Origin of the sequence: Xanthomonas albilineans, assembly GCF_009931595.1 — a bacterium.
Lineage (GTDB): Bacteria > Pseudomonadota > Gammaproteobacteria > Xanthomonadales > Xanthomonadaceae > Xanthomonas_A > Xanthomonas_A albilineans.
The window spans coordinates 3,027,093-3,041,556 of sequence record NZ_CP046570.1 but is presented as its reverse complement, the minus strand read 5'-3'; the positions used below and the strand labels follow the sequence as shown (position 1 = coordinate 3,041,556).

The 14,464-nt window shown below is 66.5% G+C and carries 11 protein-coding genes; 6 read left to right on the top strand and 5 right to left on the bottom strand.

The window, feature by feature from the left end:
• Positions 1–166 precede the first annotated feature (166 nt).
• On the bottom strand, positions 167–811 hold the full coding sequence (gene fabR, locus XaFJ1_RS12680; protein WP_012917076.1) for an HTH-type transcriptional repressor FabR: 645 nt from the start codon (positions 809–811) through the stop codon (positions 167–169).
• Positions 812–905: 94 nt separating this feature from the next.
• Here fabR and XaFJ1_RS12675 point away from each other — a divergent pair, with 94 nt between their 5' ends.
• The 6 genes from XaFJ1_RS12675 (at position 906) to XaFJ1_RS12650 (ending at position 7,171) form a co-directional block, all read left to right on the top strand.
• Positions 906–1,982: a ferredoxin reductase gene (locus XaFJ1_RS12675; RefSeq protein ID WP_012917075.1), complete on the top strand. Its 1,077-nt coding sequence runs from the start codon at positions 906–908 to the stop codon at positions 1,980–1,982.
• 11 nt (positions 1,983–1,993) lie between these two features.
• Positions 1,994–3,118 (top strand): fatty acid desaturase family protein, encoded by a 1,125-nt coding sequence (locus XaFJ1_RS12670; RefSeq protein ID WP_012917074.1) that lies wholly within the window; start codon positions 1,994–1,996, stop codon positions 3,116–3,118.
• Positions 3,119–3,202: 84 nt separating this feature from the next.
• The gene (locus XaFJ1_RS12665) at positions 3,203–3,361 is read left to right on the top strand and encodes a hypothetical protein (protein WP_155393146.1); all 159 of its coding nucleotides are present in this window, start codon (positions 3,203–3,205) and stop codon (positions 3,359–3,361) included.
• Positions 3,362–3,473: 112 nt separating this feature from the next.
• Complete coding sequence (locus tag XaFJ1_RS12660; RefSeq protein WP_012917073.1) at positions 3,474–4,910, top strand: sensor histidine kinase; 1,437 nt, start codon at positions 3,474–3,476, stop codon at positions 4,908–4,910.
• Complete coding sequence (locus XaFJ1_RS12655; protein ID WP_012917072.1) at positions 4,895–6,232, top strand: sigma-54-dependent transcriptional regulator; 1,338 nt, start codon at positions 4,895–4,897, stop codon at positions 6,230–6,232. Before XaFJ1_RS12660 ends, XaFJ1_RS12655 begins: the two co-directional genes overlap by 16 nt.
• A gap of 186 nt (positions 6,233–6,418) precedes the next feature.
• On the top strand, positions 6,419–7,171 hold the full coding sequence (locus XaFJ1_RS12650) for a hypothetical protein (RefSeq protein ID WP_012917071.1): 753 nt from the start codon (positions 6,419–6,421) through the stop codon (positions 7,169–7,171).
• A gap of 207 nt (positions 7,172–7,378) precedes the next feature.
• Here XaFJ1_RS12650 and glgX read toward each other — a convergent pair whose 3' ends face one another.
• Genes glgX through malQ form a run of 4 tightly spaced genes read right to left on the bottom strand, consistent with a single transcriptional unit; the run spans position 7,379 to position 14,366 of the window.
• Positions 7,379–9,547 (bottom strand): glycogen debranching protein GlgX, encoded by a 2,169-nt coding sequence (glgX, locus tag XaFJ1_RS12645; RefSeq protein WP_012917070.1) that lies wholly within the window; start codon positions 9,545–9,547, stop codon positions 7,379–7,381.
• A gap of 12 nt (positions 9,548–9,559) precedes the next feature.
• Complete coding sequence (locus XaFJ1_RS12640; RefSeq protein WP_012917069.1) at positions 9,560–9,757, bottom strand: DUF2934 domain-containing protein; 198 nt, start codon at positions 9,755–9,757, stop codon at positions 9,560–9,562.
• 14 nt (positions 9,758–9,771) lie between these two features.
• Complete coding sequence (treY, locus tag XaFJ1_RS12635) at positions 9,772–12,393, bottom strand: malto-oligosyltrehalose synthase (protein ID WP_012917068.1); 2,622 nt, start codon at positions 12,391–12,393, stop codon at positions 9,772–9,774.
• Positions 12,390–14,366 carry a 4-alpha-glucanotransferase gene (malQ, locus tag XaFJ1_RS12630; RefSeq protein ID WP_012917067.1) on the bottom strand — a complete coding sequence of 659 codons (1,977 nt, stop codon included), beginning with the start codon at positions 14,364–14,366 and terminating at the stop codon, positions 12,390–12,392. Before malQ ends, treY begins: the two co-directional genes overlap by 4 nt.
• Between the last annotated feature and the right edge of the window lie 98 nt (positions 14,367–14,464).

Here is a 14,464-nt window from a genome sequence, read left to right as displayed (position 1 = left end):
ACGTTGCCTGCCAGGCATGAGGATTGAATCTGCTGAGTTAGATGTGTTGTTTCTTCATGCTATCTACGCAGTTCGCCGAGGTAAGCATTTGGCGCTGAGCAACCTAGGCGGTTGAGTTAGTGCGTCCAGGATCTTTGGATAAGCCCGCATCTGGCGCCGTCACACCTCAACCAACAGCCAATGCCCGTGAGCCGAGGATGATCATGCGTAGCATCGCGGTGATCTGCCGGATCAGTTGCGGGTCTTTCTCCGGTGGCAGGTCCATTGCCGTTGCGCCCATCGCGAAGACCAGCCGGGTGATCGCTTTGGAAACCAGCGCCGGCTCGTGCAGCGGTGCGCCCTCCTGCGCAGCCAGGCGGATCAAGTCCACGCGCAGTTCGTCTTCGAAATAATTCAATTCGCGATCCACCGCCCGCTTGAAAGCGTCCGAGCCGACCGTGCCTTCGCGCAGCAGGACGTGCAGCAGCTTGTCGTCGGCACGTAACTGCTCCATGAACGTCTCCACGGAGCTGAGGATGATGCTGCGGCGGTTGCCAGCGGCGCGCTGCCGGGCTTGGCCGATGATGGTGCGCAGCGAACTACCGGCCAGGTCGATCAGCGCCACCGCCAGTTCGTCCATGTCGCGGAACTGGCGGTAGAAGCTGTTCGGCGCGATGCCGGCCTCGCGGGTGACCTCGCGCAGGCTCAACGTGGACACGCTGCGGTGCGGTCCGATCAGCTTCAGCGCCGCCGCCAGCAGGTCTTCGCGCGAGATCGCACCCTTGCGCGCGGGTAGTGCGTCCTCGGGCTGGGGCAGGGGGGGCGAGGTCATGGGCTGGGCCGGAGCAGGCAATGACCGATCATAGCGCCTTTGCTGAATATACAACTGTATAGACATTTGTCTCTGTGTCTGTATAGTGGATGCCATGAATGCCGTCCGTCGTCCCGCCAAGCTCCGTCCCGCCATCAGCGCGTTGCACGCTTGGGTGCGGCCGGATGTCTTCGATTTCTGGTCCACACGCCTGCATCCGTTGTGGACTTGGCAGCGTCCGCGTGCGCGTTTGTTGCAGCGCGAGGCCGCCAGCAGCGACGCGGTGACCCTGGTGTTGCAGCCCAACCGCCACTGGCGCGGGCTGCGCGCCGGTCAGCATGTGGAACTGGGCGTGGAGATCGATGGGCGTCGGTTGTTACGCAGTTACAGCCCCACGCGATTGCCGGACGGGCGCCTGGCGATCACGGTCAAGGTGATCGACGGTGGCCGTGTCAGCCAATATCTGGCCACTACGGCGCGGATCGGCGAGGTGTTCGAGCTTGGCCAGGCTTTCGGCGAGATGGTGCTGCCGGCCGCGCCGCAGGGGCGCTGGTTGCTGCTGGCGGCTGGTAGCGGCATCACCCCGATGCGTGCGCTGTTGCGGCAGTTGGCGGCGGACGGGATGCCTGCCGATGTCGACTTGATTTATTGGGCGCGCCGCCACGACCAAGTGTGCTTCCGCGACGAACTGCAGGCGCTGGCCGCCGCGCATCCGCGCTTTCGCCTGCAACTGGCGATCACCGGCGAGGGCGATTCTCCCGCGCCGCGGGTGGATGCGCTCCCGCTGGACCATCTGCACGGCCTGGAACAGGCACAGGTGCTGGCCTGCGGCCCGGGAGGTTTCGTGCAGGCGGCGCGTGCGCGTCTGCAGCCGCATGTCGCGCGCTTCCAGGCCGAGGCGTTCAGCCCGCCGCCGGCGCTGGACGACACCGAGCAGGGCACGGTCGCGGTGACCCTGGCGCGCAGCGGCCGTGTGCTGCAACTGCCGCGCGGGCAATCGCTGCTCAGCGCGCTGGAAGCCGAGGGCCTGCGGCCCAAGCATGGTTGCCGCATGGGGATCTGTAACAGCTGCGCCTGCGGCAAGCAGTCCGGTGCGACCCGCGACCTGCTCAGCGGCGTCCACACCACCGAACCCGGTTCGCTGAAGCTGTGCATCAACAGCGCCAGCAGCGACCTGATCCTGGACCTTTGAAGGACTTTTCCATGGCGACTCCCCGCAACCGCGCACTGACTCCGGCCGAATTGCAAGCGTTTGGCGATGAACTGGACGCGCTGCGCACGCGCACACTCGCCGACTTGGGTGCGCGCGATGCGCGCTACATCCGTCGCATCGTCGCGGCGGTGCGCTACACCGGTCTGGCGGGACGCGCGTTGCTGTTCCTGGGCGCGTTCGTGCACAGTGTTTTGCTGCCGGCGTGGATCGCTGGTGTGCTGTTGCTCACTTTGTCCAAGATCTTGGAGAACATGGAGCTGGGCCACAACGTCATGCACGGCCAGTACGACTGGATGGGCGATGCGCAGTTGAACGGCAATACCTACGAATGGGACATCGTCGCCACTGGCGAGAACTGGCGTAAGACGCACAATTTCAAGCACCACACCTACACCAACGTGCGCGGCATGGACGATGACATCGGCTACGGCCTGTTGCGCATCTTCCCCGAGCAGCGCTGGCGTCCGTTCTACCTGGCGCAGCCATTCATCGCGGTGGTATTCGCGGTGCTGTTCGAATGGGGCGTGGCGATCCAAGACCTGCGTCTGGGCCGCTGGTTCGCGGGCAAGATGAAGCCCGGTCAGTTGCGCCGTGCGTTCGCTCCGGTCGGGCGCAAGATGGGGCGGCAGATCATCAAGGACTACGTGGTGTTTCCGGCGCTGGCCGGCCCGTTCTTCCTGCCGGTGTTGCTGGGGAACCTGGTCGCCAACGTGTTGCGCAGCATCTGGACGTTCGTGATCATTTTCTGCGGTCACTTCACCGCCGAAGTCGAGACGTTTTCCAAGGACTCGATCAAAAACGAGTCGCGTGGTCACTGGTATCTGCGCCAGTTGCGCGGTTCGTCCAATCTGGCAGGCGGCAAGCTGCTGAATCTGCTCTCGGGCAATCTGAGCCATCAGATCGAGCACCATTTCTACCCTGATGTGCCGGCCAACCGCTATGCGTCGCTGGCGCTGGAGGTGCGCAAGATCTGTGCGCGTTACGGTCAGCACTACAACACCGGGTCGCTGCCGCGGCAGTTCGGCCAGGTAATGTGGCGGATCGTGCGGCATGCCTTCCCCAGTCGGCCGCGGCCGGCGCGTGCCTTGCGGGTCGAGGTGCAACAAGCCGGTTGAGTACACTGCACGGCGCCGCAACACGTGCCGTGCCGTTGGTGCCCGCAGCGATCATGACGTTGCGCGCATGCCCAGCGCATCCTCATGATCACGACCGCAAGTGCGGTGCTGATCGCGGCGAAAACCGACGCCGAACTAGACCCGACCAACCTCATGGCCGTCGTCCAGTCAACCAGGGCGCTGCATGTACTGTCTGAGCACATCGCACAACAGATGCGTGTTCGTGCCGCCGAAGCAGGCTGACACGAGCACTGAGAACGAGGTGTAACACTGCGTGATGCGTGCCGCGCATGGCCGTGGTTTCGCCCCGCAGGTACGATCGGCTTCGTCGCTTCGTCTTGTGCAAAGGTCGGCCATGCCCCGTTCGCTGCTGCGCCAACTCCTGTTGATCTGGATCGTCATCGCCGCCGCCTGCGTGGGCATGGCGGTGGTGCTGGTCGGGCTGTATCGGCACAGCGAGGGCGTGCGCGCGCAGCGGGCGCAAGCGCAGTTGCAGGAGGTCTGCGCACACATGGTCCAGCGCTACAACGGCGCCAGCGTCGCCGCGCACGGCAGCGATGGCACCGGCCTGGCGGCGGTGGTGACCCAATTGGTTCTGGCCGATGCCGCCGGCGTTGAAGGCGGCATCTGGAACCGTCAGCGCGGCTTCCTGGCTTATGCCTACCCGACCTATGATGGCAGCGAGCACAAAACCGACGTGCCCGTGGCCGAACGCGCGGTGATCGTCGCCACCGCACAGCGCGGCGTCGATGCGCACCAGGCGGTGACATACCGGCGCGACGGGCAGCGCGAGACCTTGCTGATCGCCGCGTGTCCGCTGGATCGCCATGCCGTGGCCTGGACCATGACCCGGGTCGCTTCCAGCGATGCTGCGGCCAGTCTACCGCTGGCGTTGGGCATGGCGCTGATTCTGGCCTTGGTGGTGGGGTCGGCGCTGGCCCTGGGCTGGGTGGTGCGGCGCTGGAGCCAGCGCCTGCGGCGTATCCAGCAGGCGCTGGCGACGCCGGCCGAAATCCCCGTCATCCCCGCGACCGGCGCACCGGAACTGGACCGGCTCGGCGCGGCGGTCACCGACTACGCACAGCGTAGTGCGCAGGCGTTGGCGCAGACGCGCCGGCTCGGCGAGGAACTGTCGCGGCACGAGCGGCTGGTCGCGCTCGGGCGCATGACCGCGACCGTGGCGCACGAGATCCGCAACCCGATCGCGACCTTGCGTCTGGCGTTGGAGAACCAGATCGCAGCGGGCGGGGATGCATTCGACGATGCCCAGGCGCAACTGATGCTGACGCAGATCCAGCGCCTGGACGGAGTGGTCGAAAGTCTGCTTGGCATGGTCCAGCCGATCCGCTTGCAGCAGCACACGGTGGAACTGCGGGCTTGGCTGCAGGCGTTGCTGGACCCGGCCGAATGGGACGCGCAAGTGCCGCTGATTGCACTGCATCTGGACGCGGCACCAGCGCAGTGGAGGCTGGATCCACTGCAGGCTGCGCGTGCCTTGCATAATTTGTTACGCAACGCATTGCAGCACGCCGCGCCAGGCACCGAGGTGACCCTGGCCGCGCATGCCGACGCGGACCTGCTCCGATTGAGCGTGTGCAACCGCGGCGAACCGGTTCTCGCGCCGGTCGCCGCGCACTTGTTCGAGCCATTCGCCAGCGGTCGCAGCGATGGCAATGGCCTGGGCCTGGCATTGGTGCGCGAAATCGCCCGCGCACATGGTGGCGAGGCGCGCTACACGCACCACGACGGCATCACCACCTTCACCCTGGAGTTGCCATGGCGCGCATCTTGATCATCGACGACGACCAGGCGTTCCTCGCCACGCTGCAGGCCACGTTGCGCTCGTTCGGTCACGAGGCGATTGCGCTGGCCGACCCACAGGCCGGGCTGCTACGGTTGGGCGAGGGCGATATCGATCTGGTCTTCGTCGATTTCCGCATGCCGGGGATGGATGGCATCGCGCTGATGCGCGCGCGCCAGAACGATGTGCGTGCCGCGTGCGTGCCGTTGGTGATGCTCACCGCCCATGCGTCCAGCGGCAATACCATCGAAGCGATGAAACTCGGCGCGTTCGATCATCTGGTCAAGCCAGTTGGCCGTGCCGACATCGCGGCGGTGGTCGAACGCGCACTGCTCAGTCGTGCCGAGCAGGCCGCGACATCCGTGCCGGCGACGCCTGCCGAGGACGACGATGCACTGCTCGGTCACAGCGCGGCGATGCGCACCGTGCATAAGCGTATCGGCCTGGCTGCGGCCTCCGATCTGCCGGTGTTGATCAGCGGCGAGACTGGCACGGGCAAAGAGTTGGTGGCGCGCGCCTTGCATCGTGCCAGCGCCCGCGCCGGGCAGCCCTTCGTTGCGGTCAACTGCGCGGCCATTCCCAGCGAACTGATGGAGAGCGAACTGTTCGGTTACCGCAAGGGGGCGTTCTCCGGCGCGGTCGCCGACCGCAGCGGCCTGATTCGCGATGCCGATGGTGGCACGTTGTTCCTCGACGAGATCGGCGACATGCCATTGCCGATGCAGGCCAAACTGCTGCGCTTTCTGCAGGAGGGCGAGGTGTCGCCGCTGGGCGGGCGCGGTGCGCAGAAAGTGGACGTGCGCGTGATCGCCGCAACGCACCGCGATCTGGCCCAGGCGGTGGAGAAGGGGGGCTTCCGTGGCGATCTGCGCTACCGGCTCAACGTGGTGCCGATCGAATTGCCGCCGCTGCGCGAGCGCGGCGACGATATCCTGCTGCTGGCGCAACACTTTCTGGAGACTGGCGCGACCAGTGTGCAGACGTTATCGGCCACGGCGCAGGCACGGCTGCGCGTCTATCCCTGGCCGGGCAACGTGCGCGAATTGCGTAACGCCATGCAGCGTTGCCAGGTGCTGGTGCGCGCGCCGGTGATCGAAGCGCACGATCTGGACGAACTGCTGGCCGAGCCGAACGACGCGGCGGCTGTCGAGACCGATGCGATGACCCTGCCGCAGGCGATTGCGCAACTGGAGCGACGCATGATCCAAGCGGCGCTGGCGCACACCCACGGCAATCGCGCCGAGGCCGCGCGCCGGCTCGGCATCCATCGTCAGTTGCTGTACCGCAAGCTCGACGAATACGGCCTGCAGTGAGTGTCCGCTGCGTGTGGTACTGGGTGAAAAGGTGTCCGCAAAACGGACGGAAGTGGATGGAATGCAGACGCCGCGATCCCCGGAGTTCTATTGTATTTTCTTTTAAATCAAATATTTGGAGGTTGGCACGGTGCCTGCTCTATTTCCACTGCAAGCGGCACTCCCTGCCGCTGTGGAGAACCTCTCATGATCCGTCGTAGCGCACTTGCTCTGTCCCTGGTTTTTGTTGCCACCACTGCCGCCGCGCAGGTGTATCCGCCGCCCGCACCGCCGCCTGTCCCGCCCGCACCGCTGGGAGCCGACGCGCCCGTCGCCGCCACGCAGGTGCAGGTGGACGGTACCGTCGAACGCTTCATGATCAACCCGAATGGCGATGTCGATGGGATGTGGTTGATGGACGGTACCCAGGTCAACTTCCCGCCGCATCTGTCGGCCGACCTGCAAGCGGCGGTGCGCCGTGGCGATGCGGTGTCGGTGCAGGGCTATCGTCTGGGCAGCCTGCCGGTGTTGCAGGCGAGCACGATTACCGCGCGCCGCAGCGGTAAGCAGGTGGTGGACCGCCCGCCGAACCCGATGACGCCGCCGCCCGCGCCTCCAGCGCCGCCGTCGCTCACTCCGCTGCAGGCCGATGGCCGTATCGAACGGTTGATCTACGGGCCGCGTGGCGAAACCGCTGGCGTGCTGCTGAGCGACGGCACGGTGGTGCGAATGCCGCCTCCGGCTGCGTTGCAATACAGCGAACTGCTGCGTACTGGCGCGCGTCTGAGTGTCAGCGGCTTCGGTGTGATCACCAATGTGGGGCGTGCGGTGGAAGCGACGCAAGTGGGCCGCGACCGCGCCTCGCAGCAGGGGGTGTTCATGCATTCCGTCCCGGCCCCGCTGCCGGCAGTGCAGGGACAGCCTGGCGTTCCGGCCGTGCCGCCGCCGGCTTCGCGCTGATCGGTTGCCTCTCGCCACGTCGTGCCCGCCGCATGCGGCGGGCACGTTCGCCGGCCTGATGCCGTCGCTTTTGCAAGGTGCGCTGCTGACGTCACCGCACACACCCGCGACTCTGGTCACCAGCCTGTTGCAGCATCAGCAGGCGCGGCTGCAATGGATGCAGGCGATGGCGTGAGTCGATAACGCAATGTTGCGCGTGCCGTTGCGTCAGCCTGTTGCTGGTGCATCGGCGTTTTGATGATGCGCGGCGGCCAACGTGCTGTCGCGTTCGGCGGCCATCAGGGTCAGCGAGCGGCCAATGCCATGCCACTGCGCGCCGCCTGGCAGGCCATGTTCGCCGCTGCGCTCGGCGGTATCGATCAGCACCCGCCAGTGTTCGCCTTTCACCAGCGGCAGGGTAAACACCATGTCCTCGGCCGCGCCATTGAGGATCATCAACAAGGTCACGTTCGCGGCCGCCCGGCGCAGGCCGCTGGAGGGCGCGCGACCGTCCAGGCGCATCATCAGTGCGCGCGCGTGCGGGTCGTGCCAGGCGGTTTCGGTCATCTCCTCGCCGTCCGGTGCCAGCCAGGTCACGTCCTTGATGCCCAGTTCTTCGTCGTAGACACCGTCGAAGAAGCGGGCGCGATGCAGTAGCGGGTAGTGCGCGCGCAAGTGGGTCAGGCGCGAGACGAAGCTGCACAGGTGGCGGGTGCGCTCGCCGCCCTCCCAGTGCAGCCAGTTCAGTTCGCTGTCATGGCAATAGCTGTTGTTGTTGCCGCCCTTGCTGTGCCCGAATTCGTCGCCGGCCAGCAGCATGGGCGTGCCTTGCGACAGCAGCACGGTGGCCAGCATGTTGCGCATCTGGCGCAGGCGTAGTGCGTTGATCTGCGCGTCGTCGGTTTCGCCTTCCACGCCGTGGTTGGCGCAGAGGTTGTTGTCCGATCCGTCGCGGTTGTCTTCGCCGTTGGCATGATTGTGTTTGTCCGCGTAGCTGACCAGGTCGTGCAGGGTGAAGCCGTCGTGGGCGGTGACGAAGTTGACCGAGGCGGTGGGGCGGCGGCCGCGGTGGTTGAACACGTCGGCCGAGCCGGTCAGGCGCGTGGCTAGTTCCGCAAGTTGGCCGGCGTCGCCACGCCAGAACGCGCGCACGGTGTCGCGGAATTTGTCGTTCCATTCTGACCAGCCCGGTGGGAAGCCACCGACCTGGTAGCCGCCTGGGCCCACGTCCCACGGTTCGGCGATCAGCTTGACCTGACTCAGCAGCGGATCCTGGCGACAGGCGTCGAGGAAACCGCCCTTGGGGTCGAAGCCGTGGTGTTCGCGGCCCAGGATCGTGGCCAGGTCGAAGCGGAACCCGTCCACATGCATCTCCGACACCCAGTAACGCAGCGAATCGTTGACCATGCGCAGTGCGCCGGCATTGGTCAGATCGAAGGTGTTGCCGGTGCCGGTATCGTTGATGTAGAAGCGGCGGTTCTCGGCCAGGCGGTAGTAGCTGGCGTTGTCGATGCCCTTGAACGAGAGCGTTGGCCCCAGTTCGTTGCCTTCGGCGGTGTGGTTGTAGACCACGTCCAAGATCACCTCCAGCCCAGCGTGGTGCAGGCGCGCCACCATCTGTTTGAATTCGGACACGGTGCGCGTGGCCATGTAGCGCGGATGCGGCGCGAAGAAGCCGATGGTGTTGTAGCCCCAGTAATTGCGCAGGTTCTGTTTGAGTAGGTGTTCGTCGTCGACGAAGGCGTGGATCGGCATCAGCTCCACCGCGGTCATGCCCAGCCGTTTGATGTGTTCCACCACCTCGTCCACTTTCAATCCGGAGAAGGTGCCGCGCCAGGCTTCTGGCACCGCGGGGTGGCGCATGGTGGTGCCGCGCAGGTGGGTTTCGTAGATGACGGTGCTGTCCCACGGTGTTTGCGGATGTTGATCCTTGCCCCAGGTAAAGGCCGGATCGATCACCGCGCACTTGGGCATGTAGGCGGCGCTGTCGCGACGGTCGAAACTCAGGTCGGCATCCTTGTGGCCGATGACGTAGCCGAACAGCGCCGGGGCCCATTTCAATTCGCCGACGAGTTGTTTGGCGTAGGGATCGAGCAGCAGTTTGTTGGGGTTGAAGCGGTGGCCAGCATCGGGCGCGTAGGCGCCATGCACGCGGTAGCCGTAGAGCTGGCCGGGGCGTGCATCGGGCAGGTAGCCGTGCCAGATCTCGTCGGTGTATTCCGGCAGTGCGATGCGTTCGATCTCGCGACCGCGGTCGTCGAACAGGCACAGTTCGACCTTGCTGGCGTGGGCGGAGTACAGCGAGAAATTGACCCCCAGCCCGTCCCAGGTGGCGCCCAGTGGATAGGGTCTGCCTTCGCGGATGCGCGAACGACGGATGAGCTTGCGCATAGGCATGCGGAAAAATCCTTACGAAGAAGCAGTGCCGTCGTCGGTGGGCGGCGGCGGTGGGTGAGCGTCCGCGTCGGCTTCGGCAGCGGCTTCCGCGTCCACCAGGCGTTCGGCCATCGCCCAGTGGCGGGCGGCGTGGCCGTCGGGTCTGCCTTCGGCCTCCCAGATTTCATGGGCGAGTTGGCGGATGCGGCGCTGGCGTGTTTCTGCGTCCATGGCGTTCTTGCGGATCAGGGGAAGGTGGCCAGCACGGCCAGTGGGAAATCGGCGAACAGCGTCGATGCCGGTGTGGCGTTCGATGCTGCGACGGTGGTTGCGGTCAGCACGGCGCGATACTGTGCCGTTGGCAGTGTCAGCAAGGTGTCACGCCAGTCCAGTCGCGGTTGCAGCGGTGCGGCTGGATCCAGTGCCTGTGCGCTTGCGGTTAGCCGCGGCAGCACGACGACCAGACTGTCGCCTGCGTGTTCGCGGACGAAACCCAGCACGTGTTCGGCGCGAGTGCCGTGCGCCTGCAACGGGCGATAGCTGCCTTGCGCGAACAACACTGGATACGCGCGCCGTAGTTGCAGCAGGTGTGCGATCAACCAGGCTTTGATGTGTCCGCTGTGCCAGTCGCGCAACAGCACCGAAGGCGCGGTCGTATCGCGTAGCCAGGCGTGACGCAGCGGGTAATCCACTGGGCGACGGTTGTCCGGATCCACCAGCGATAGATCCCAGCCTTCGCTGCCTTGGTACAGGTCGGGGATGCCGGGTAATGTCAGGCGCAGCGTGGTCTGCACCAGGCTGTTGAGTGCGCCTGCCGGGGCCAGTGCCGCCGCCGCCTGCGCCAGCGCATCGCGCAGCGCAGCGCCAGCGGGGTGCAACAACGTGGTGTCGAGCAGGGCACGCGCGTCGCGTTCGTAGGCCTGGTCCGGCCAGGTCCAGTAGGTGCGCAGCTTGGCCTCGCGCGCGGCCTTGCATTGCCATGCGCCGATGCGTTCGGCGTAGGCGCGCAGGCCATCGGGATCGTCGACCGCCAATTCCAGCGGCCAGGCCGCGACCAGCATCTGCCACAGCATCAGCAGGTCGCCGGGCGAGGGGGCGGTGGGACCGACTGGCAACAGGTTCGCCGAGAGTGTCTGGAATCGCGCGACTTGCGCTTCCCACCACGGCGCTTGGCTGCTGAGCACGGCCAGGCGCATGCGCAGGTCTTCGCCGCGCTTGTGGTCGTGGGTGGCGGTGGCCAGCAGCGCGCGCGGATGCTGCTGCGCGCGTGCGGCATTGCCGGCATGGAAGTGGGCTGGCGCCAGTGCGAACAGCGCCGGATCGCTGCCGACCTCGTTGCGCGAGAGCAGCACGCCATGCCGGTAGAACGCGGTGTCTTCGACCGACTTGGCGTTGAGCGGTGCCGACAACTGCTCGATGCGCTGGCGCAGCATGCGCCACAACGCCACGTGGGTCTTGTCGCTGCCGTGGTTTTCTCGGCTCCAGCGCTCGATTGCGTCGATCGCCGCGCAGAGCTGCGGCTCGGTGTCGGTGTCGGTGCGTGCGCGTAGCGCCGCCTGTGCTAGGCGTGCCGCCTCGGTCTTGTCCAGACCGTCGGCGCCGGCATAGGTGCGATAGACGGTGAAGTGCCGCAATATTGCGGCCAGACCGCGCGCCAGCATCTGCGAGCTGAATTCTTGGGTGAGCGGATCCAGTCGCGCGGCAGCGGTCAGCGCCTGCACCGCACGCATGAATTCGGTTTGCAGCGATCCTTGCAGAATCTCTTCGCGCGCGGTGCGTTGCTCTTGGTCGAAATCGCCGCTGCGTCCGCTCCAACGCCGCCACAGCGCGGTCAGCGGCGCGGCGCCAGCGGGATCGTGTAATACACCGGCGATCTGGTCCATGGCGTCGTAGCCAGTGCTGCCGTCGCACGGCCAGTCGGTGCGCAGACGTTCGTGCGGGGCCAAGATCTTTTCCAGATACAGCGCGATGCCGTCGGTGCCGACGCCACGCTTGCGTCCGGCGCGGTCCAGTTGCGCGCGCAGCCGTTGCACGTAGCCGGTGGGGTCTGCGAGTCCATCGACGTGGTCCACGCGGACCCCGTCCAGGTGGCCCTCGGCGACCAGCCGCAAGGGCAGTGCGTGGACGGCGGCGAATACCTCCTGCCGCTCAACGCGCAGCGCTGCCAGCGAGGTGATGTCGAAGAAGCGGCGGTAGTTGAGCATGTCGTTGCCGACCCGCCACCAGGCCAGGCGGTAGCATTGACGTTCGAGTAGGCGGTGCAGTGCGTCCTCGCCCGTCTGCGCGGTAGCGTTGAGCTGTGCCGCCCAGACTTGGCGCGTGGCGGGCGATGCCTGGGCGATCGCGCCTTCCAGGCGGATCGGGAAACGTTGATCGTGGTGCTCCACGCGCACGTTGCCGTCCTCGGTCACACCCAGTTGTAGTGCGCCCTCGCGCAGTGCTTGCGCGTAGGGGCGGTCCAGAACGGGCAACCATAGCTTGCCGTCGCGTCCGGGCGCGCGCCAGTCGATGTCGAACCAGTTGGCATGGCGGCTGCGCCGGCCGTGGCTGAGGACGTCCCACCACCACGGGTTGTTCGGATGGGTGGCCATGTGGTTGGGCACGATGTCCAGGATCAGGCCCATGGCATGCGCGCGGACTTGTTCGGACAGGTGTCGTAGCGCCGGCTCGCCGCCCAATTCGGGGTTGACCTGGCGCGGATCGGTCACGTCGTAGCCGTGGGTCGAGCCGGGCACGGCGGTGCCGATCGGCGACAGATACAGGTGGCTGATGCCTAGGCCGGCGTAGTAAGGCACCTGCGTGGCCGCATCGTGGAGGGTGAAACCAGCATGCAGTTGCAGGCGGGCAGTCGCGCGCAGCGGGATCATGCACATGCGTCGGTGGTTGGCGCGTCAGTGGCGGTGACGGATGCGTGGCGGCGTGTCTGCGCGAAGGCATCTAGGCGCGTCGCCAGCGTTGTCGCGGTGGTGTCCGCGTCGGGGGATTGCAGGCGTCGACGCCAGTTCGGATGGCCGTCGATGGTGCCGGGCAGGTTGGGTTGCTGGTCCAGGCCGAGTGCGTCCTCGGCGGGCAACAGCGCCAGCGGCGAAGGTGTGGCGCCGACGAAGCACAGTGCCATCTGTTCCGGGTCGATGGTTTGTCCCGGCGGCAGTGCGGCGGCACAGGCGCGTTCCATCTGTGCCACATCCGCATGCCGTGTCAGATGGTCGATGCGTTGCTGGGTGGCATCGCACAACTGCAGGCGTGCGCGCCAGTCGATGTCCTTGCCTTGGCACCAGCCGCGTAGGGTCGGCAGATCGTGGGTGGTGGTGGTGGCGATGGCGTCGTGGCGCCACTGCATCGGTGGCAGAAAGGCGCCGTTTGGGTCGCGAGTGAACAGCAGTACGTCGATGCCCATCACGCCGCGTTGGGACAGCTCTGTGCGGATGCCGTCCGGCACCACGCCCAGGTCTTCGCCGATCACGATGGCGCGGTGCCGCCACGATTCCAACGCCAGCAGGCGCAGCAGGTCGTGCAGTGGATAGCGCAGATACACGCCATCGGTGGAGGACGTGCCACTTGGGATTACCCACAGTCGCAGCAGGCCCAGAATATGGTCGATGCGCACGCCGCCACGGTCGCGCAGTACCGCGCGCAACAGGGCGATGAAGGGCGCATAGCCGCTGGCACGCAGTGCGTTCGGCGCATAGCCGCTGATGCCCCAGGCCTGGCCGTCGCGGTTGAACGCATCCGGGGGGGCGCCAAGTTCCAGGCCATGTAACACCGCTTCTGGCCAGGCCGCGGCTTCGGCGCCGTGTGGGTCGAAGCCCACCGCCAGGTCGGCGATCAGGCCGATGCCCATGCCGGCTGCCCGCGCCTGCCGCTGCACGCTGGCCCAACTGCGTGCGGCCAGCCACTGCGCGAAGCGATGCAGGGCCGGATCGGTATCGCCGAAGGCGTGCGCGGCGAAGATGGCGTATTCGCGCAGCGCGGTTCCGCCATCGTGCTCGAAGTTCGCCAGGTCCGCGTGCAGTGCGGCGTCGGCGTGGCCGAAATCGGCATGCAACTGACGCAAGCAGCGCCATTTTGCTGTGGCCGAGGCGGGCCAGTCGATCAGCGGGCGTGCCTGTGCCGCGGCGAAGCTCTGCGTCAGTCCGGCTGTTTCTATGGCGCGCTGCGTGGCGAGCGTGCCGAGGACGTGCGCCGGTGCGGCTTGCAGTGGGTCGAGGAAACGGCGGTCGCTCGGCGAATACGGGCTGTAGTGCGTGCCGACCGGAGCCGCCGCGTGGACCGGGCTGAGGGCGATGGCATCGCCACCGGCTGCGGCGATGCGTGTGACCCAGGTGGCCACGCCGTCTGCATCGCCAATGCCGGCGTCGTGCGCACCTTGTGTCGAATAGACCTGTAGCGATAGCCCCCAACGCCGCGGGTCGTGGATGCCGACTGCGTCGGCGACGCTGTAGCAGCGCGGCGGCGCCACCGCCACGGTGGTGCGGCGTTCGCCATGCAGTAGGGCCCAGTAGCCGGGTGCGGCGGGTGCAGCGAGGCGACCATGTGCATCGAAATGGCCTTCCAGGTGCAAGCCGTCTTCGCGTTCCAGTCGGTACGCCGTGCCGGGTGTAGCGCCGATGTCGAGCGCCGCGTCCGGGTCTGTGGTCAGCAATGGCGGTGTGGCGGTATCGGCCTGTAGTCGGCGCAGACTGTCGCGGCAGGCGGTGTTGTCGCGTGCGTCCAGGCCCAGCGTGTTCAGTACCAGGCGTAGTGTGTCTGCGCCGACCGTGCGCGGGATGTCGCTGGCATCGATCCAGTTCACCAGCAGGCCGGCAGCGCTGGCCAGGGTATGCAGTGCGGCGTCGGTCATGGGGACGGGCCGGCTGCATCGAGATGGAAAGCGCACCGCATCTTCGCTGTCGCCGGTGGTGCGTGTGATCGCAGAGCGTATGCGTGAGCGTAGGGGGA

Bases quoted from the DNA above. Each gene is read 5' to 3' on its own strand.
- XaFJ1_RS12655 (WP_012917072.1), top strand. From the start codon at position 4,895: ATGGCGCGCATCTTGATCATCGACGACGACCAGGCGTTCCTCGCCACG.
- XaFJ1_RS12665 (WP_155393146.1), top strand. From the start codon at position 3,203: ATGATCACGACCGCAAGTGCGGTGCTGATCGCGGCGAAAACCGACGCC.
- malQ (WP_012917067.1), bottom strand. From the start codon at position 14,366: ATGACCGACGCCGCACTGCATACCCTGGCCAGCGCTGCCGGCCTGCTG.
- XaFJ1_RS12675 (WP_012917075.1), top strand. From the start codon at position 906: ATGAATGCCGTCCGTCGTCCCGCCAAGCTCCGTCCCGCCATCAGCGCG.
- fabR (WP_012917076.1), bottom strand. From the start codon at position 811: ATGACCTCGCCCCCCCTGCCCCAGCCCGAGGACGCACTACCCGCGCGC.
- XaFJ1_RS12640 (WP_012917069.1), bottom strand. From the start codon at position 9,757: ATGGACGCAGAAACACGCCAGCGCCGCATCCGCCAACTCGCCCATGAA.
- XaFJ1_RS12660 (WP_012917073.1), top strand. From the start codon at position 3,474: ATGCCCCGTTCGCTGCTGCGCCAACTCCTGTTGATCTGGATCGTCATC.
- treY (WP_012917068.1), bottom strand. From the start codon at position 12,393: ATGATCCCGCTGCGCGCGACTGCCCGCCTGCAACTGCATGCTGGTTTC.
- XaFJ1_RS12650 (WP_012917071.1), top strand. From the start codon at position 6,419: ATGATCCGTCGTAGCGCACTTGCTCTGTCCCTGGTTTTTGTTGCCACC.
- XaFJ1_RS12670 (WP_012917074.1), top strand. From the start codon at position 1,994: ATGGCGACTCCCCGCAACCGCGCACTGACTCCGGCCGAATTGCAAGCG.
- glgX (WP_012917070.1), bottom strand. From the start codon at position 9,547: ATGCCTATGCGCAAGCTCATCCGTCGTTCGCGCATCCGCGAAGGCAGA.